We start from the raw sequence: 20473 nt of genomic DNA on the forward strand, positions 1-20473 counted from the left end.
ATTTGACAAGTCCTATTAGTAGTGAAAAAAGATAATTTACATACAAACGATAATGGGTTTAAAATACCTGAAGGTTACTTTGATAATTTCGAAAAGAAATTAATGAATCACATAGATGCTGATATGTCAAAAAATACTTCTGAAACTGGTTTCAAAGTTCCTGATGACTATTTCGAATCTTTAGAGGATGGTTTGTTTCAAAAGATAAGTAATGAAAAACCAAAGGGTAAGGTAATTTCTTTGTTTTCTAAGCGAAATATTTTTTATTTCTCTGGTATTGCTGCAATGATAGCTATTATATTCTCAGTAGTCGTTACCAAACAATCGGATTCTCTTGATTTCAATACCCTTGCAATTGCAGATATTCAGGCATATTATGATGAAGGAAATATTGAACTTAGTAGTATAGAAATAGCTTCTTTATTAGAGGAAGAGGTAAATTACTTAAGTCCCTTTGAAGAAAAATCTATTAGTGATGATGCTCTTTTAGAATACTTATCTGATGAAGATTTAGATGATGAAATTATATTTAGTGAATAAAATGAACTTTATGAAAAATATACTATTACTTATATGTATCACTTTTACTCTTCAGATTTATGCTCAAAAAGGGCAAAGAGAAAAGGTAAAAGCTTTTAAGGTTGCTTATATTACAGAACAATTAGATTTAAGCAGTAAAGAAGCTCAACAATTCTGGCCTATTTATAATGAACACCAGGAAACAGTCGAAAATCTTAAGAAAGAAGAACGTAAACTTATAAGATCTCTAAAAGACGCTAATAACGGTCCTGATGGATTAAGTGATAAGCAAGCTGGAGATTTTTTAGATAATTATCTGGATGCCGAAGATAAAAAAGCACAATCGAGAAAGAAACTAATTATTGACTTACAAAAAGTTTTATCAAATAAAAAGATACTAAAACTCATAAAAGCGGAAACAGATTTTAATAAACGTCTTATGCAACAATTACGAGAAAGACGAATGCGAAAGTACTAATTAAATCACCGTAAAAGAGGCTTATCAAAAAGCCTCTTTTTTTTATTTAAATACTAGTTTTGCAATTCTATTTTTACCTGCTGCAATAGCAGTACTATCATTAATAAACCTCAAGGTATAAAACGATTCTTTACTTAACTCCTTCCAATGTTCTCCATAATCATTAGAGATGGAAATTCCTGTAAACCCAACAGCTATCATTTCTTTAGCTCCGGAATGAGGAATATATCTAATACAACTCTTATACCCCGGTGTAACTCCATCAGCTATTAACTTCCAGGTTTTTCCTCCATCATTAGTAATTACTTTATTGGCAGAATTACTATCTGGTTTTGTATAATCTCCTCCAAATATGACTCCATTAACTTCGTCATAAAAATCAACAGAATATGCTCCTGATGTTGGTGTTCCTTGAATAATCGGAGTTTCAAAAACCTCCCATGTATTTCCTTTATCAGCAGAATAAAAAACCCTGGATTTCAAACCTCCTGTTACAATCCAAGCCTTATTACCAATTATAGAAATATTACCATTGCTCGCTGCAAATGCAGCTTCTCCTTCAATAGTTTTGGGTAAGTTATCACAGGAAACCTTATTCCAACGCTCTCCTCCATCTCTAGTAATAATAATTGATAAACAACCTTCAGTAGGATCGCCCATAGCAATACCTTCTCTATCATTCCAAAAAGCCATTGAGTCATAAAATGCCTTCTCATGCTTTTCGGTATATACTAATTTCACCTTTCCTGACTGTTTATTAATTTTATATAACAATGCAGGTGATTCTATACTCATTACAAAAAAATCTGTTTCAGTATTTGCTACTGCCCTAAAACTTGGTTTTTTATCTTCAAAATTGAGAATCCCTTTTTTCTTCTTAGTAAAAAATGAGTACAATGGATTTCCATTTTTAAAATCTTTATTAAATTCAAAATAACCATATTTACCATTAGTACCTGTATATATCATCAAATTTTCATCAACCGCTATCGCTCTAATACTAATAGAGTCCTGAAAAATGGTATCAACCTTAACCTTAGAAAAATTATGCTCAATTACTTTTTCTTTAGTACAAGAAACAAAAAATGAAATCACAAATACGATATAGAATATCCTCATTCTTAATAATTTTGATCAAATATAGCAGTATTTTATAACAATAAATTACCTTTGCACTCCTTTAAAAATTAATAGGATGCGTTTACATAGAAATCTGGTTTTTGCGGTAATTGATGGACTACATGAGATATTTAATGAAGGTGATTATGCAGATAAGGTTGTTCAAAAATTATTAAAAAGAGATAAAAGATGGGGGTCTCGAGATCGCAGTTTCATAGCAGAAACAGTATATGAAATTGTACGCTGGAAACGTCTTTATGCAGAAATTGCAGAAGTAAAAGAACCTTTCTCCAGAGAAAAACTATGGCGGCTATTCGCGGTATGGGCAACCTTAAGAGGAATCATACTGCCAGATTGGAAACAAATTGCTCCTACTCCTACTAGACGTATCAAAGGCAAGTTTGATGAATTGAGCAAAATTAGAAAGTTCAGAGAATCAATTCCTGATTGGATGGATGATCTTGGCGAAAAAGAGCTCAAGAAACAATGGGATAAAGAGATTAGCGCTTTAAACCAACAAGCCCCTGTTGTGCTACGCGCCAATACATTAAAAAGTACGAGAGATAAAGTTAGAGGTCTACTCGAAGACGAAAATATAGATACAGAATTTGTAAAAGGGTATCCTGATGCTCTTCAACTAACAGAAAGAGCAAATGTATTTTCTACGGAAGCATTCAAAAATGGTTTATTCGAAGTGCAAGATGGTTCTTCTCAACTAGTTGCAGAGTTTTTGGATGTTCAACCTGGCCAACGAGTTGTGGACACCTGTGCCGGTGCCGGTGGAAAAACACTACATCTAGCTGCATTAATGCAAAACAAAGGACAAATTATTGCTATGGATATCTATGGCAATAAACTCAAAGAACTTAAAAGAAGAGCTAGAAGAGCTGGTGCACATAATATCGAACCAAGAGTAATAGAAAGCACAAAGGATATAAAAAAACTATATGGCAAAGCTGATAGAGTACTAATAGATGCTCCATGCAGCGGTTTAGGCGTTTTACGTCGTAACCCTGATGCTAAATGGAAACTTCAACCAGAATTTCTGGATACCATTAGAAAAACACAAGCCGAAATATTAGAAAGTTATGCAAAAATGGTAAAACCAGGAGGAAAACTGGTATATGCTACTTGCTCTATTTTACCTTCTGAGAATCAAAATCAAGTTAAAGATTTCTTAACCTCAGAGATCGGTAAGAATTTTACTTTTACAAAAGACAAAAAAATACTGTCACATGAATCCGGTTTTGATGGATTTTATATGGCAAAATTGGAACGTAAACTATAACTAAAAGGAAAATTGTATTTAAAATGAAAACTCAACTACTCACATTATTATTTTTAACTAGTTTTATTGGCCTTGCTCAAGTACCAGCCAACTACTACGATTCAGCTGATGGATTGACCGGATATACATTAAAGACTGAATTAAAAAACATTATCTCTACCGGTCATGTCGATCAAGGTTACGGAGCATTGTATACTGCCTATCAAACAACAGACAATGATACTTATTTTGAAAATGACAATTCAGTTTTGGATATGTATTCTGAAAATCCTGCAGGAGTAGATTCATATAATTATGCCCACGATACTAATGGGGGTACAGATCCTGGGGATGCTTGTGGAGGTTCTGGATTTAGCATGGAAGGAGATTGTTATAATAGAGAACATTTATTTCCTCAAGGTTTTTTCAACAGTATAAATCCAATGAGAACAGATGTTCATCATGTAATTCCTTCTGATGGATATGTTAATGGTCTTAGAAGTAACTTCCCATTTGGAGAAGTTACCACTGCTACAGAAACATCAGACAACGGCTCAAAACTTGGGAGTAATACTTTTCCTGGCTATGTAGGGACTGTCTTCGAACCTATTGATGAGTTCAAAGGTGATATTGCAAGATGTTTACTATATTTTGCAACTAGATATGAAGATGAAGCTGTTAACGCTCCTACAGATGGTAGCGGAACTTGGGATCCACATACAGCTACAAATAATCCAATGGATGGATCTACAGATCAATTTTATGAGAGCTGGTTTATCAATCTTTTGATTTCCTGGCATAATGCAGACCCTGTATCTCAAAAAGAATTAGATAGAAATGATGCATCATATAACTTTCAGGGTAACGCGAATCCATTTATCAATCATCCCGAATATGTAGAAATGATATGGACGGCAACACCTCCTGATACTGAAGCTCCTACAGTCCCTAGCAATATTATAGTTTCTAATGAAGCCTCTACCTCTATTGATGTTTCTTGGACATCTTCCACTGACAATGTAGAAGTACTCAACTATGATATTTATGTAGATGGAGTTTACAATGCTACCACTACTTCTAATTCTACAACCGTTGTTAGTCTGACTCCAGAAACTACCTACTCATTTTCTGTTTTGGCAAGAGATACATCTGGGAATACTTCTACTCTAAGTACTTCAGTAAATGGAACTACATTAATCAATAATATTATTATCGAGGAAAATTTTGAAAATTGTGCTACAGTATCAGCCAATTTCACAGCATATGACGAAGCCAGTGATAAAAGTTGGACATGTGAAACTTCGTTTGGACAAAATAACTCTGGAGCTTATCAGATGAATGGTTTTCTAGAAGATGTAGCTAGTAGAGATTGGCTAATAACTACTAATAGCTTTGATTTTGATGCTTCTGGCACAGAATTACTAAGTTTTTATTTAGATTATCGTTTTGGTTCAACCATATTAGAATTAGTATACTCAAATAATTATTCTGGTACAGGAGATCCTACCGCTGCAACATGGATCAATGTCCCTAATATTACAATTCCTACAGACATATCTAATAGTGTAGAAAAGGAAGTTTTCTTCGAAAATATTGATATAAGTAGTATTTCAGGAACAGTACATTTTGCTTTCAAATATTATTCAAATGGATCGCCCACTCGATGGACTGTAGATAGTTTTAAAATAATTGATGCTTCAGTATTATCTACTCCTGATATATCAGAAGAGTCATTCTCCATCTACCCTAACCCATCTAACGGAACCATATTTATTAATGCAAAAAATGTTACTGAAAACATAGAAGTTAGGTTGTTTGATATTACAGGAAAGTTAATATTGATTACTGATATCTCACCTACAAAAGAAAACACAATGTTAGTTGATTTACCAAAAGGGATGTTACTTCTCGAATTATCAACTCCACAAAAAAGCATACTTAGAAAAGTAATCATTAAATAAATTATAAAAGCGGCTTCGGTCGCTTTTTTATTGTTCAAAATTCAGTGAATAACTCTAGTATTCTACTATTGATTTATATCAAATATTATATAGAAAAATAGTAAATTTGCTGCTTGTTCAACACAACACAATTATCCAAAAAATGATCCATTTCTTCGGAAACCAAAACGAGAAAGTATTTGCAGTACAGACAACCAATGAAATCTCGTCAGAAAACATCAAAAAGTTAACCTGGTTATTCGGCAACCAACCTAAAATATCCTCGGCGTCTATTGACGCTTTTTTTGTTGGTCCGCGAGCCGCAATGATCACTCCTTGGAGTACCAATGCAGTTGAGATTACTCAGAACATGGGGGTCGAAGGAATTATTCGTATCGAAGAATTTCAAGCTGTAAAAAATGATTTTACAGCTTTTGATCCTATGCTTTCACAAAAGTATCAAGGCTTAAATCAAGATATTTATACTATAGATATTGAACCGGAAGCCATTTTGGAAATTAATGATATTGCAGCTTATAACAAACAAGAAGGCTTAGCATTAAGCGATGAAGAAATCCAATATCTTGAAGGTGTTGCTGAAAAAATAGGTAGAAAACTTACCGATTCTGAAGTATTTGGTTTTTCTCAGGTAAACTCGGAGCATTGTAGGCATAAAATATTCAATGGCACATTTGTAATTGATGGAGAAGAACAACCTACTTCCCTATTCAAACTGATTAAAAAGACTTCAGAAACTCATCCTAATGATATTGTTTCTGCATATAAAGATAATGTAGCTTTTATAAAAGGTCCAAAAGCGACTCAATTTGCACCAAAACGTGCTGATAAACCTGATTTTTATCAAGAAACTGAGTTCGAAAGTGTTATTTCGCTTAAAGCGGAAACTCACAATTTTCCAACTACAGTAGAACCATTTAATGGAGCTGCTACCGGTTCAGGTGGTGAGATCAGAGATCGATTAGCCGGAGGAAAAGGCTCTTTACCATTAGCAGGAACTGCAGTGTATATGACTTCTTACTCTAGATTAGAAGATAATCGTCCTTGGGAAGAAGCTATGGAAGAAAGAGATTGGTTATACCAAACTCCAATGGATATTTTGATCAAAGCATCTAATGGTGCATCAGATTTCGGGAATAAATTTGGACAACCACTAATTACAGGATCTGTACTAACTTTTGAACATGAAGAGGCTGCTCGTAAACTCGGTTTTGACAAGGTAATCATGCAAGCCGGAGGAATCGGATACGGAAAAGCCAAGCAAGCTATCAAGGATAAACCTGAAGCAGGAGATAAAATTGTGATTCTCGGCGGTGAGAACTACCGTATTGGTATGGGTGGAGCTGCAGTGTCATCCGCTGATACTGGAGAATTCAGCAGTGGTATTGAATTAAATGCTATTCAACGTTCTAATCCCGAAATGCAAAAACGTGCTGCGAATGCAATCAGAGGTATGGTAGAGAGTGAAAAAAACACTATAGTTTCTATCCACGATCACGGAGCCGGTGGTCACCTAAATTGTCTATCCGAGCTAGTTGAAGAAACCGGAGGAAAAATTGATTTAGATAAATTACCTGTTGGTGATCCAACACTTTCAGCTAAAGAAATTATTGGTAATGAATCTCAGGAACGTATGGGATTAGTTATTAGCCAAAAAGATATTGATACCTTACAGCGTATTGCAGATCGCGAGCGTTCTCCAATGTATCAGGTTGGTGATGTAACAGGTGATGATAGATTTACTTTTGAATCAAAAACAAAAGGTGACAAACCAATGGACCTAGCTCTTGAAGATATGTTCGGGAGTTCTCCAAAAACGATAATGACTGACAAAACCATTAATCGTAATTATGCAGAAATCAACTATAACATAAACCATTTTAAAGAATATCTGAATAAGGTATTACAACTGGAAGCCGTAGCTTGTAAAGATTGGTTGACAAATAAAGTTGATCGATGTGTAGGTGGAAAAGTTGCCAAACAACAATGTGCGGGACCTCTGCAATTACCATTAAACAATTGTGGTGTAATGGCATTAGATTATACTTCCAAGGAAGGAATTGCTACTTCGATAGGGCACTCCCCTATTTCAGGATTAATTGATCCGGAAGCTGGAAGTAAAAATTCTATTACAGAAGCATTAACCAATATCATTTGGGCACCCCTTAAGGATGGATTGAAATCTATTTCTTTATCCGCTAACTGGATGTGGCCTTGTAAAAATGAAGGTGAAGATGCACGATTGTATAAAGCAGTGCAAGCGATTTCAGATTTTGCAATTGATTTAGGGATAAATGTTCCTACCGGAAAGGATTCTCTTTCTATGAAACAAAAATACCCTAATGAAGAAGTTATTGCTCCAGGGACTGTAATTATATCCGCTGCTGGTAACTGTAATGATATCAACAAAGTAATAGAACCTGTGCTTCAGAAAAATGGTGGAAATATTTATTATATCAATATATCTCAAGATAACTATAAGCTGGGAGGTTCTTCATTTGCGCAAATCACTAATAAAATCGGTACCGAAGCACCAAATGTAAAAAGTGCTGCAAACTTGAAGAAAACATTTGATATCATTCAGGATTTAATCAGAGAAGATAAAATTGTTGCAGGTCACGATGTAGCTTCAGGTGGTTTAGTAACCACATTATTAGAACTATGTTTTGCTGATATTAATCTTGGAGCTAATCTAGACCTGACTTTGATTGGAGAAGAAGATACTATTAAATTGCTTTTTGCAGAAAATTCCGGAATTGTTTTCCAAAGTACTGCCAATTCAGATATTGAAGCCATTTTATCTCAAAATGAAATTGAATTCTTTACTATTGGTAAGGTTTCGGAAAAAGGAACTTTACATATCAAAAATAATAGTGATGTATTTGACCTGAATATCGAAGAGTTTCGAAATACTTGGTACAAAACCTCATTTCTTTTAGATCAAAAGCAAACCGCTAATGATTTAGCCAAAGATCGTTTTGATAATTATGCAAATCAACCTTTACAATACGAATTTCCAAAGCACTTCACCGGAAAACTTCTTGTCACCTCGAGCGGAGTCGAGAGGCCAAAAGCTGCCATCATACGTGAAAAAGGAAGTAATTCTGAGCGCGAAATGGCTAATGCAATGTATTTAGCAGGTTTTGATGTAAAAGATGTGCATATGACTGATCTAATCTCTGGTCGCGAAACTTTAGAAGATATTCAATTTATTGGTGCAGTTGGAGGTTTCTCTAACAGCGATGTTTTAGGTTCTGCAAAAGGTTGGGCCGGCGCTTTCTTGTATAATGAAAAAGCAAACACTGCCCTTAAAAACTTCTTCAAAAGAGAAGATACGCTTTCTGTAGGAATCTGTAACGGTTGTCAATTATTTATGGAGCTAGAAGTGATCAATCCTGATCACAAAGTGCACGGAAAAATGCTTCATAATGATTCTCATAAACACGAAAGCGGATTTACATCAGTAAAAGTTCAGGAAAACGATTCTGTAATGCTCTCTACCTTAGCGGGAAGTACATTAGGTGTTTGGATTTCTCACGGAGAAGGTAAATTTAATTTACCAATGCCAGAAGATCAGTATCATATTGTCGCAAAATATGGATATGAAGGATATCCAGCCAACCCTAACGGATCTGATTATAACACAGCAATGATGTGCGATAAAACTGGTCGTCACTTAGTGACGATGCCACATATTGAGCGTTCAACATTCCAGTGGAACTGGGCGAATTATCCAAAAGGAAGGAAAGATGAAGTTTCACCATGGTTAGAAGCTTTTGTAAATGCCCGATTATGGATAGAGAACTATAAAAAATAATTTTTAGCCGAATTAGTATAAAAATGATTTTATAGATAGGTCAAAACTATTCTTTAGCCAAAAATCATAAAATATTGACGAGTTATTAAAAGATAGCTCGTTTTTTTATATATTAGAGTTGCGTATTATAAGATTTTTTATAATTTGCAAAACTATGCACGCATAGTATTATTTTTTACTCTAACGATATAGTTATTTAGAGTCAAAAATATTATTGAAAAATATCTAAAACAACTTATGACAACAATTACTAGACTATTTGATTTTCCACACTATCAATTAGAAAAATTTAATTTAGAAAAAGCTTTAGTAACAAAATATAATGGAGAATGGGTTGCCACTTCTTCCAAAGAATATGTTGAGAAAGCTAACCAAATTAGTCGAGGCTTATTAAAATTAGGAGTAAAACCAAATGATAAGATCGCAATAATCTCTTCTAACAATAGAACAGAATGGAATATCATGGATATAGGTGTTCTTCAAATCGGAGCCCAGGATGTACCTATTTACCCTACAATTTCTCAGGAAGATTATGAATACGTTCTTAATCATTCTGAGTCTGTATATTGTTTTGTATCTGACGAAGAGGTATGTCAAAAAGTAAAAAACATAAAAGATAAAGTACCTTCATTAAAAGAAGTATATTCTTTTAATGATATAGATGGTTGCAAAAGCTGGAATGAAGTATTAGAATTAGGAAAAGACGATAGCAATCAAGAAGAAGTAGAAAAAATAATGGCTTCTATTAAAGAAGAAGACCTTGCCACCTTAATATATACTTCAGGAACTACCGGAAGACCAAAAGGTGTGATGTTAAGTCATAAAAACATTGTGAGTAATGCTTTGGCTAGTTCTACCAGATTTCCACTAGAAAGTGGAAATAGTAAAGCTTTGAGTTTCTTACCGGTCTGTCACATATATGAGAGAATGACCATGTATTTTTATCAATATTGTGGTGTCTCAATTTACTTCGCAGAATCTCTGGAAACGATTAGTGATAATTTAAAAGAAGTAAAGCCGGATGTAATGACGGCAGTACCAAGATTGCTAGAGAAAGTATATGATAAAATTATTGCAAAAGGTGCTGATCTTACTGGTATAAAAAAGAAACTATTTTTCTGGGCAGTTGAATTAGGGCTACAATATGAACCCTACGGTGCTAATGGATGGTGGTATGAAAAGAAATTAGGAATCGCCAGAAAACTTATTTTTAGTAAATGGCAAGAAGCCCTGGGAAATAATATGAAAGTAATTGCATCAGGAAGTGCTGCTTTGCAACCCAGACTTGCTAGAGTATTTAATGCCGCAGGACTTCCGGTTATGGAAGGATACGGTCTTACTGAAACATCTCCTGTGATCTCAGTTAATGATGTAAGAAATAAAGGTTTTAAGATTGGAACCGTTGGAAAAATACTTCCTGAAACTGAGGTGAAAATTGCTAAAGATGGAGAAATTCTTGTCAAAGGTCCACAAGTGATGCAAGGATATTATAAAGATGAAGAAAAAACTAATGACGCTTTAAAGGACGGATATTTCCATACTGGTGATATCGGAGAAATTGATAGCGAAGGGTTTTTACGAATTACAGATCGTAAAAAAGAGATGTTCAAAACCTCAGGTGGTAAATATGTTGCTCCTCAATTGATAGAAAATGCCATGAAACAGTCTAGATTTATTGAACAAATTATGGTAATCGGAGAAGGAGAAAAAATGCCAGCAGCTTTTATTCAACCAAATTTTGAATTTTTAACAGAATGGGCAGAAAGAAAAGGAATCAGTATTGGCGGTTCTATGGAAGAAGTGATCAGTAATCAAACAGTTATCGATCGTTATCAAGAGGAAATAGATGAACACAATGAAAAGTTTGGAAAATGGGAGCGCGTTAAAAAATTCGAACTTACCGCCGATGAATGGAGTATTGATGCAGGGCACTTAACTCCCACTATGAAGCTTAGAAGAAAAATAATCAAAGAAAAATATTCAGCATTATATGCTAAAATTTATGGCTAATTCAAAGTACTGATTACAATTTTATAGTTTATAACCTTAACTATTAATCAGTAAACTCCTCATTTTATGGGGAGTTTTTTTATTAATTCAACATAAAAACGTAAATTACTTCAACTTTTCCTAATTTTTTATTCAATTTATTATGCATGCATAATAAATTTTCTTACCTTTACATTCATAATAAAGTTTTTGAATGAGGGAAAAAACAATTGATTATGCACTTCGTGCTACTTGGATGGCTGTAGCCAAAATGTATAACGAAGAAGCAAGTAAAAAAGGGAGTACAATGGCAACTGGATTTGCACTATTAAGTATAGATCCTGAAAATGGAACTCCATCCACTTCTCTAGGCCCTAAAATGGGAATGGAAGCCACGAGTTTATCGCGTACTTTGAAAACCATGGAAGAAAAAGGATTAATCTTTAGAAAGAAAAATCCAATGGATGGCCGTGGTGTGTTAATATACTTAACTCCTTTTGGAGTAGAAATGAGAAATTTTTCTAAAGAAGTTGTATTTACCTTTGATAGCACTGTAAGAAAGCATATTCCAAAGGAAAAGCTAGACACCTTCTTAGAGGTTTTTCAGATAATTAATGACCTTATTTCATCTAAGAAAATTTACACAAAACAAGAATCTATAACATCTTAACAACCCGAAGTTAAAAAATGAAAAGAATCATTAAGAAAGTTGCAGTCGTCGGCTCAGGAATTATGGGGTCGGGTATTGCCTGTCATTTTGCTAATATTGGTGTAGAAGTACTATTATTAGACATCGTTCCCAGAGAACTAAACGACAAAGAAAAAGCTAAAGGACTAACCCTAGAAGACAAGGTAGTCCGTAACCGATTGGTAAATGATTCACTTACCGCGGCTCTTAAATCCAAACCCTCTCCTATTTATCATCAGAAATTTGCAAATCGTATCACTACCGGAAATATGGAAGATGATATTGCTAAAGTTGCTGATGTAGATTGGATTATCGAAGTGGTTGTAGAAAGGCTTGATATTAAACAACAAGTTTTTGAAAATTTAGAAAAACATAGAACACCAGGTACTTTGATTACATCAAACACCTCTGGTATTCCTATAAAATTCATGAGTGAAGGTAGAAGCGAAGATTTCCAAAAGCATTTTTGTGGAACACACTTCTTTAACCCAGCTCGATACCTAAAATTATTCGAAATTATCCCTGGACCTCAGACTTCTCAGGAAGTTCTGGATTTCCTTAATGGATATGGAGAACAATATTTAGGTAAAACCTCTGTGATAGCTAAGGACACTCCTGCTTTTATTGGTAATAGGATAGGTATCTTTAGTATAATGAGTTTATTCCATATGGTAAAAGAAATGGGATTAACTATAGAAGAGGTTGATAAATTATCAGGGCCTGTTATTGGCCGTCCTAAATCTGCTACTTTCAGAACAGTTGATGTAGTGGGGTTAGATACTTTGGTACATGTTGCTAATGGTATTGCAGAAAACTGTCCTGATGACGAACGTCTTGAATTATTCAAGCTTCCGGCTTTCATCAATACTATGATGGAAAATAAATGGCTAGGAAGTAAAACCAAACAAGGGTTCTATAAGAAAAACGTTACTGCAGAAGGTAAAAAAGAAATTCTTTCTCTTGATTTAGATACTTTAGAGTATCGACCAAACAAAAGAGCATCATTTGCTACTTTAGAAATGACTAAAACCATTGATAAAGTTGTAGATCGTTTTAAAGTATTAGTATCAGGAAAAGACAAAGCTGGAGAGTTTTATCGCAAAACATTATCTGCTCTTTTTGCATATGTATCTAATCGTATCCCAGAAATCACCGATGAATTATATAAAATCGATGATGCTATGAAAGCTGGATTTGGTTGGGAACACGGTCCATTCCAGATTTGGGATGCTGTTGGTGTAGAAAAAGGTATCGAAATGATGAAAGCTGAAGGTCTTGAACCAGCAGCTTGGGTCAATGATATGATTGCTTCAGGAAATACTTCTTTTTACACTGTAAAAGATGGAGCTACATATTTTTACGATATTCCTAAAAAAGAACAAACAAAAATACCTGGACAAGACGCATTTATTATTTTAGATAATATTCGAAAATCTGCAGAGGTATTCAAGAACAGTGGAGTTGTTGTTGAAGATATAGGCGATGGAATCCTAAACGTAGAATTCCAAAGCAAGATGAATACTATTGGTGGAGACGTTCTTGCAGGACTTAATAAAGCAATCGATATTGCCGAAAAAGATTTCCAGGGATTAGTTGTTGGTAATCAAGCTGCTAACTTCTCTGTAGGTGCCAATATAGGTATGATATTTATGATGGCAGTAGAACAAGAGTATGACGAACTGAATATGGCAGTAAAATACTTCCAGGATTCAATGATGCGTATGCGTTATTCTGCAATCCCAACTGTTGTAGCACCTCACGGAATGTCACTTGGTGGTGGATGTGAGATCTCACTTCACGCTGACAAAGTAGTAGCTGCCGCAGAGACTTATATGGGACTTGTTGAGTTTGGTGTTGGAGTTATCCCAGGTGGTGGTGGCTCTAAAGAAATGGCTTTAAGGGCAGCGGATCTTTTCAAGAAAGATGATGTAGAACTAAATATACTTCAGGAACATTTCTTAACTATAGGTATGGCTAAGGTATCAACATCTGCTTATGAAGCATTTGATACAAATCTACTTCAGAAAGGAAAAGATATTGTTGTTGTCAATAAAGACAGACAAATTGCCACTGCAAAAGCTTATGCTAAATTAATGGCTGATCAAGGATACACTCAACCACCTCGTCGCAAAGACATTAAGGTGCTTGGTAAACAAGCTTTAGGAATGTTCTTAGTAGGTACAGATTCTATGGAAGCTAGTAGATATATTTCTGAGCACGATCACAAAATAGCAAATAAACTTGGGTATGTAATGGCTGGTGGAGATTTATCAGAACCAACTTTGGTAACTGAGCAATATTTATTAGACCTAGAAAGAGAAGCATTCTTGTCTTTATGTACAGAACGTAAAACTCTTGAGCGTATCGAGCATATGCTTAAGAAAGGAAAACCATTACGTAATTAGATTACTAGATTGTTGGATTACTAGAATATTAGAAATCCGACTAGTCTAAAAATCGAATAATCTAAAAATCTATTAAAAAAATGAAAACAGCATATATAGTAAAAGCATACAGAACAGCCGTAGGAAAAGCTCCTCGCGGAGTGTTCCGATTTAAAAGAACTGATGAACTTGCAGCTGAAACTATTCAGCACATGATGAAAGAACTGCCACAATTAGATAAAGCGCGTATTGATGATGTAATTGTTGGTAATGCAATGCCAGAAGGTTCCCAAGGACTTAATATGGCTCGTTTAATCTCATTAATGGGTCTGGACTCTATTGATGTTCCCGGAGTAACCGTAAATAGATTCTGTTCTTCAGGAATTGAAACTATTGGTATTGCAACGGCAAAAATCCAAGCAGGAATGGCTGACTGTATTATTGCAGGTGGTGCAGAAAGTATGAGTGCAGTTCCTATGACAGGTTACAAAACAGAACTTAATTACGATCTTGCCAATTCTGGTCATGCAGATTATTATTGGGGAATGGGTAACACTGCTGAAGCTGTTGCTGATCAGTTTAAAGTATCTCGTGAGGACCAGGATGAATTTGCATATAATTCTCATATGAAAGCATTAAAGGCTCAAGCTGAAAATCGTTTTCAAGATCAAATTGTTCCTATTAATGTAGAGCAAATTTATGTTGATGAGAACGGTAAAAAAGCTTCAAAGTCATATACAGTAACTAAAGATGAGGGACCAAGAGCTGGTACTAAAAAAGAAGTATTAGCTAAACTTAGACCTGTATTTGCTGCTGGCGGTAGTGTAACAGCGGGTAATTCTTCTCAGATGAGTGATGGTGCAGCATTTGTAATGGTGATGAGTGAGGAAATGGTAAAAGAGCTTAATCTAGAACCTATTGCACGTTTAGTTAATTATGCCGCAGCTGGTGTAGAGCCAAGAATTATGGGTATTGGACCTGTAAAAGCTATTCCTAAAGCATTAAAACAAGCTGGATTAAAACAAGATGATATTGAATTGATAGAACTGAATGAAGCTTTTGCTTCTCAGTCTTTGGCTGTAATGCGTGAGCTAAATATCAATCAAGATATCGTGAATGTTAATGGTGGAGCTATTGCATTAGGACATCCACTTGGATGTACAGGAGCTAAACTATCGGTACAACTATTTGACGAAATGCGTAAACGAGATATGAAAGGTAAATACGGTATGGTCACTATGTGTGTTGGAACAGGGCAAGGTGCCGCAGGTATTTATGAATTTTTGAATTAATAAAAATAGAATAAGAAAATAACACTAATAAAGATGAGTACAGAAACTATAAACAAAGACATTCTTAGAGGAGGACAGTTCCTTGTAAAAGAAACTAAGGCAGAAGATGTATTTACTCCAGAAGATTTTTCTGAGGAGCAAAAAATGATGCGCGATAGTGCAAAAGAATTTGTTGATCGTGAGCTATGGGCACATTGGGAAAGGTTTGAATCTAAAGATTATGCCTATACTGAAGCCTGTATGAAAAAGGCCGGAGAACTAGGCCTTCTCGGTGTTGCTGTACCTGAAGATTATGAAGGTTTAGGAATGGGGTTTGTTTCTACTATGCTTGTATGTGACTACATTTCTGGAGCTACAGGATCATTCAGTACTGCTTTTGGTGCTCATACTGGTATTGGTACTATGCCAATCTCATTATATGGTAACGAAGAGCAAAAGAAAAAATACGTTTCTAAATTAGCAACAGGTGAATGGATGGGAGCATATTGCTTGACTGAACCTGGTGCTGGATCTGATGCAAACTCAGGAAAAACAAAAGCTGTTTTATCTGATGACGGAAAACACTATTTGATTTCTGGTCAGAAAATGTGGATCTCTAATGCTGGGTTCTGTGACGTGATGATTGTATTCGCACGTATTGAAGATGATAAAAACATTACAGGATTTATAGTTGAACATGATCCTTCTAATGGTATCACATTAGGTGATGAAGAAAAGAAATTAGGTATACACTCCTCTTCTACCCGTCAGGTATTCTTTAGTGATACTAAAGTACCGGTGGAGAATATGTTATCAGAGAGAGGTAATGGATTCAAAATTGCAATGAATGCGTTAAATGTAGGTCGTATCAAATTAGCAGCGGCTTGTTTAGATGCACAACGTAGAGTAATTGATGAGGCTACTAAATATGCTAATGAGCGTATTCAGTTTAAAACTCCAATTATGAACTTTGGAGCAATAAAGTCTAAAATTGCTGAGATGGCAACTAACACTTATGTAGATGAGTCTGCTAGTTATCGTGCTGCAAAAAACATTGAAGATAGAATTGCTTTAAGACAAGCAGAAGGAAACTCACACCAGGAAGCAGAACTTAAAGGAGTTGAAGAATATGCTATTGAGTGTTCTATTCTTAAGGTAGCAGTTTCTGAAGACGTTCAGAATTGTACCGATGAAGGTGTACAAATCTTTGGAGGAATGGGATTCTCTGCAGATACTCCGATGGAATCTGCCTGGAGAGATGCTCGTATTTCTCGTATTTACGAAGGAACTAATGAAATCAACCGTATGCTTGCTGTTGGTATGCTTGTAAAAAAAGCTATGAAAGGTCATGTAGATCTTTTAGGACCTGCAATGAAAGTTGCAGATGAATTGACAGGTATCCCTTCTTTTGATACTCCTGACTATTCTGAGTTATTTGCTGAAGAAAAAGAAATCGTTGCTAAACTTAAGAAAGTATTCCTAATGGTAGCTGGTTCTGCAGTTCAGAAATTTGGACCTAAATTAGAAGAGCACCAACAATTATTAATGGCTGCTTCAGATATTCTAATCGAAATCTATATGGCAGAATCTGCAATTTTACGTACAGAGAAAAATGCTAAACGTTTTGGAGAAGCTTCTCAAGAAACTCAGATTGCAATGTCTCAATTATATCTATACAACGCTGTAGATATTGCTATTAAAAAAGGAAAAGAAGCTATCGTTTCTTTTGCTGAAGGTGATGAACAGAGAATGATGCTTATGGGTCTTAAGCGTTTTACGAAGTATACGAATCAACCTAACGTAGTCGCACTGAGAACTAAAATTGCTGATAAAATTTCAGAAGAAAACGGATATTTTATTAGTTAATACATACCGTACTGCCTTCCCTATGGCATTAAACTAGGGAGTTGTTTAATTTTGATTTAAGAAACCGTCTTTTTGGGTATAAAAAGGCGGTTTTTTAATTACTACAAAAACAACAACCTTTCGTAAAAAAGTTATGTAAGAAAAGAATAAATCTTCATTTTTCTAAAAATTACATAAAATCTTCGCTTTGATAAGCCAAAACTCACAGTTTTATACTAAACCTTTATAATATTTTATAAAACAAGATTAATTTATTAACACGAAAACGTTGTAGTTTAAGATTCGTCCTACAAATATGAATATTTCGTAATAACTTAGTGAAAATTTAACACAAGAAACACTATTACAAACAAAAAACTACTTTTTATGAAATCAAATTCCCCTCCAACGAAAACAAGTCTTTTATTAGAGTTACTTTAACTAAAAAATACATTTTTGGTCATAGAGCAATAATAAGCCCGAGCACATTTTTCAGATTTAAATGAAAATTCAGGATATAACAGAAGTTATAGTATAATTATAGTCGTCAGAAAACTTTTCTTATCAAATTTGATTAAAATATAACTCTTTATTCTATTTAGAGTATATCCTAATTACGTAATAATCATTCGTAAGAAGCAATATTCATATCCTCTTGAAAATTAATTGATCCCAACTCATGGTACAATTCATTGTATTATGTGATAACACAAACTCGTTTATAACAAAAACACAAATTGCAAAATGAAAAATTCGAAGAAAAATTACTTTTTACTAATCCTTCTTTTTTGTTTACCTCTACTAAGCATTCAAGCACAGGATGAAGATGTATTGTTTCAGGCTTTTGACTGGAATGTACAAAACCAACCAGCTGGACAAACCTGGTATAATGTAGTATCGCAAAATAGAAATGCCATCAAAGATGCTGGTATAGATATGATTTGGATGCCACCACCAAGTAATTCGGCTGCACCCCAGGGGTATTTACCAAGAGAGTTGTATGACTTAAATAGTGCATATGGAACACAAGCACAATTAGTAAATCTGATCAATCAATTCCATGCTCTCGATATCAAGGTTTTGAGTGATGTTGTAATTAATCACCGTGTAGGTTCTAATGATGCCGTAACTTTTGAAAATCCGGATTGGCCTACTTTTTATATCACTGCTGATGATGAAGGAAGAAACTTTGTTAATGGTCCTGTAGAATTTAGTATCAACGGAGATTATGTTCCGGGGACAGCATTAAAATCAGACGGATCAAATGGTACATTTGCTGCTGCAAGGGATCTGGATCATAAAAACCCTGCTGTAAGAGCTGAAATCATTAGATGGATGAATTTCTTAAAAAATGACATTGGTTTTGATGGCTGGAGATATGATTTCGTTCACGGATATGATCCTATTTATAATAAAGAATATAATGATGCAACCAGTCCATATTTTGCCGTAGGTGAATTATTAGAAAGTAGTCGTGTACAGACTAATAACTGGGTTAATTTTGCACAACAATCTTCTTCTGCTTTTGATTTTAATACTAAAGTTAGTTTACAAAACGCGATTAGAGACAATAACTTATCATATTTAAGAGATGGACAAGGAAGACCATCAGGAATGATTGGTATTAATCCATCAAAGTCTGTTACCTTCCTGGACAATCACGATACCGGATTTGCACAACAATGTTGTGGATCAGGATATGTATTTCCTGGAGGAGAGACCAATCTTAGAAAAGGATATGCATATATATTGACTCACCCAGGTAATCCGGCAGTATTCTGGACACACTTTTTTGATGGTGGCATTGGTGTTCGTAATGCAATCAAGGACCTTATCGCAGCAAGAAAAAGTGTAAGAGTACACTCTGCCTCTACCATTAACATAGCAGAAGCAAGAAATGATTTATATGCAGCATATATAGACGGAAAAAGTGGTACACTGGCAATGAAATTAGGTAGTGGCAACTGGTCTCCAAATGGTAGTGGCTGGGTATTGCAGACTTCTGGTAATGATTATGCCGTATGGACACAGGGAGGAAACACTGGTGGTGGAGAAACTGTTGCTCCTTTTACAGTAAATTTCAAAAAACCTTCCGGATGGGGTAATACTGTTAATGCATATTTCTATGATGCTGCGGCCAATGCTACAATTTCTGGCACATCGGGATGGCCTGGACAACAAACAACTAATATTTCTGGTACTCCTTGGTATTCATATACACTAACACCTCCTGCCGGGATTTCTGCAGCAAATATCAGAGTGATATTCAATGACGGAAATAATCAAACCGGAGATTTATCACGTAGCAGTGATGGATGGTATACTAACGGAACCTGGTCTGATAACTGTCCATCAGAATGTAGTGGTTCTTCTAATTCTTCTCAGGTTACCCTTAACTTTAGAAAACCAAGTGGATGGGGGAACAACACAAATCTATATTTATATAATAAAGCTACTAATCAGACCCTTTCAGGAACATCGGGTTGGCCTGGTGAAAGCATGACAAATTTAAGTGGTACCACATGGTGTGCTAACACATTTACTTTACCAAACGGAGTATCCCCAAATAATGTTGGTGTAGTATTTAACAATGGTAATGGACAACAAACAGTGGATCTAACAAGAGGAACCGATGGATGGTTTACAGTTACAGGAAGCAGTAACGGTAAACGAACAGGAACCTGGTCAAACAATTGCACAACGGGATGTCCATCTAGTAGTGCGGCAAGATTATTAGAAAACACTGATAAAGATATTGCAGAAAACATGAAAGCAACAATCTTTCCTAATCCAATTCAAGATCGCGCAACTTTACGTGTTACCACTCCAAATGATGGTATCTTAACTGTAACCGTTACTAACATTCTAGGACAGACTAAGACCATTTATAACCAAAATACTCAAGCTGGAAATCAGGAAATTGATATTATCAGTAATGAGATAGGCCAACAAGGAATCTATTTCTACAAAGTATCATTAGGCGGAAAAACATTGAGTCAAATAAAAGCAATAAACAAATAATTACATACCCTTTATTTTCACTTTCAGCAATGCTGCTGTAATAAAGGTTAGAGCGGTTGTTACTTTTAAATAAGTAGCAACCGTTTTTTAATTTTTCTTTATTACTTTTATCAGACA

Annotated in this window: 12 protein-coding genes; 11 read left to right on the forward strand and 1 reads right to left on the reverse strand. The window is 34.9% G+C overall.

Features of this window, described 5'->3' with window-relative positions; translation table 11 throughout:
- Positions 1-21: 21 nt before the first annotated feature.
- Positions 22-540 (forward strand): hypothetical protein, encoded by a 519-nt coding sequence (locus J8M14_RS17185; RefSeq protein WP_211076048.1) that lies wholly within the window; start codon positions 22-24, stop codon positions 538-540.
- Between the two features lie 10 nt (positions 541-550).
- On the forward strand, positions 551-997 hold the full coding sequence (locus J8M14_RS17190) for a sensor of ECF-type sigma factor (protein WP_211076049.1): 447 nt from the start codon (positions 551-553) through the stop codon (positions 995-997).
- Positions 998-1039: 42 nt separating this feature from the next.
- Here J8M14_RS17190 and J8M14_RS17195 read toward each other — a convergent pair whose 3' ends face one another.
- A complete protein-coding gene (locus J8M14_RS17195; protein WP_211076050.1) occupies positions 1040-2116 on the reverse strand; it encodes an oxidoreductase in 1077 nt (358 codons plus the stop codon).
- A gap of 76 nt (positions 2117-2192) precedes the next feature.
- Here J8M14_RS17195 and J8M14_RS17200 point away from each other — a divergent pair, with 76 nt between their 5' ends.
- The 9 genes from J8M14_RS17200 (at position 2193) to J8M14_RS17240 (ending at position 20356) form a co-directional block, all read left to right on the forward strand.
- On the forward strand, positions 2193-3404 hold the full coding sequence (locus J8M14_RS17200; protein ID WP_211076051.1) for a methyltransferase domain-containing protein: 1212 nt from the start codon (positions 2193-2195) through the stop codon (positions 3402-3404).
- Between the two features lie 23 nt (positions 3405-3427).
- Positions 3428-5344, forward strand: coding sequence for an endonuclease (locus tag J8M14_RS17205; protein ID WP_211076052.1), 1917 nt, complete (start codon positions 3428-3430; stop codon positions 5342-5344).
- 142 nt (positions 5345-5486) lie between these two features.
- Positions 5487-9158 (forward strand): phosphoribosylformylglycinamidine synthase, encoded by a 3672-nt coding sequence (gene purL / locus J8M14_RS17210; RefSeq protein WP_211076053.1) that lies wholly within the window; start codon positions 5487-5489, stop codon positions 9156-9158.
- Between the two features lie 237 nt (positions 9159-9395).
- Positions 9396-11168, forward strand: a complete 1773-nt coding sequence (locus J8M14_RS17215) for an AMP-dependent synthetase/ligase (protein ID WP_211076054.1) — start codon at positions 9396-9398, stop codon at positions 11166-11168.
- 193 nt (positions 11169-11361) lie between these two features.
- A complete protein-coding gene (locus J8M14_RS17220) occupies positions 11362-11817 on the forward strand; it encodes a MarR family transcriptional regulator (RefSeq protein WP_211076055.1) in 456 nt (151 codons plus the stop codon).
- Positions 11818-11834: 17 nt separating this feature from the next.
- Positions 11835-14240, forward strand: coding sequence for a 3-hydroxyacyl-CoA dehydrogenase/enoyl-CoA hydratase family protein (locus tag J8M14_RS17225; RefSeq protein ID WP_211076056.1), 2406 nt, complete (start codon positions 11835-11837; stop codon positions 14238-14240).
- Between the two features lie 80 nt (positions 14241-14320).
- Positions 14321-15511: an acetyl-CoA C-acyltransferase gene (locus J8M14_RS17230; RefSeq protein WP_211076057.1), complete on the forward strand. Its 1191-nt coding sequence runs from the start codon at positions 14321-14323 to the stop codon at positions 15509-15511.
- A gap of 33 nt (positions 15512-15544) precedes the next feature.
- Positions 15545-17356: an acyl-CoA dehydrogenase family protein gene (locus tag J8M14_RS17235; RefSeq protein WP_211076058.1), complete on the forward strand. Its 1812-nt coding sequence runs from the start codon at positions 15545-15547 to the stop codon at positions 17354-17356.
- A gap of 723 nt (positions 17357-18079) precedes the next feature.
- Positions 18080-20356 carry a starch-binding protein gene (locus J8M14_RS17240; protein WP_211076059.1) on the forward strand — a complete coding sequence of 759 codons (2277 nt, stop codon included), beginning with the start codon at positions 18080-18082 and terminating at the stop codon, positions 20354-20356.
- Positions 20357-20473 lie beyond the last annotated feature (117 nt).

This window comes from Aquimarina sp. MMG016 (genome assembly GCF_018100805.1).
In the GTDB taxonomy this organism is placed as follows: Bacteria; Bacteroidota; Bacteroidia; order Flavobacteriales; family Flavobacteriaceae; genus Aquimarina.

Coding starts and splice junctions, on each gene's coding strand:
- J8M14_RS17190 (WP_211076049.1), top strand. CDS start 551: ATGAAAAATATACTATTACTTATATGTATCACTTTTACTCTTCAGATT.
- J8M14_RS17195 (WP_211076050.1), bottom strand. CDS start 2,116: ATGAGGATATTCTATATCGTATTTGTGATTTCATTTTTTGTTTCTTGT.
- J8M14_RS17200 (WP_211076051.1), top strand. CDS start 2,193: ATGCGTTTACATAGAAATCTGGTTTTTGCGGTAATTGATGGACTACAT.
- J8M14_RS17205 (WP_211076052.1), top strand. CDS start 3,428: ATGAAAACTCAACTACTCACATTATTATTTTTAACTAGTTTTATTGGC.
- purL (WP_211076053.1), top strand. CDS start 5,487: ATGATCCATTTCTTCGGAAACCAAAACGAGAAAGTATTTGCAGTACAG.
- J8M14_RS17215 (WP_211076054.1), top strand. CDS start 9,396: ATGACAACAATTACTAGACTATTTGATTTTCCACACTATCAATTAGAA.
- J8M14_RS17220 (WP_211076055.1), top strand. CDS start 11,362: ATGAGGGAAAAAACAATTGATTATGCACTTCGTGCTACTTGGATGGCT.
- J8M14_RS17225 (WP_211076056.1), top strand. CDS start 11,835: ATGAAAAGAATCATTAAGAAAGTTGCAGTCGTCGGCTCAGGAATTATG.
- J8M14_RS17230 (WP_211076057.1), top strand. CDS start 14,321: ATGAAAACAGCATATATAGTAAAAGCATACAGAACAGCCGTAGGAAAA.
- J8M14_RS17235 (WP_211076058.1), top strand. CDS start 15,545: ATGAGTACAGAAACTATAAACAAAGACATTCTTAGAGGAGGACAGTTC.
- J8M14_RS17240 (WP_211076059.1), top strand. CDS start 18,080: ATGAAAAATTCGAAGAAAAATTACTTTTTACTAATCCTTCTTTTTTGT.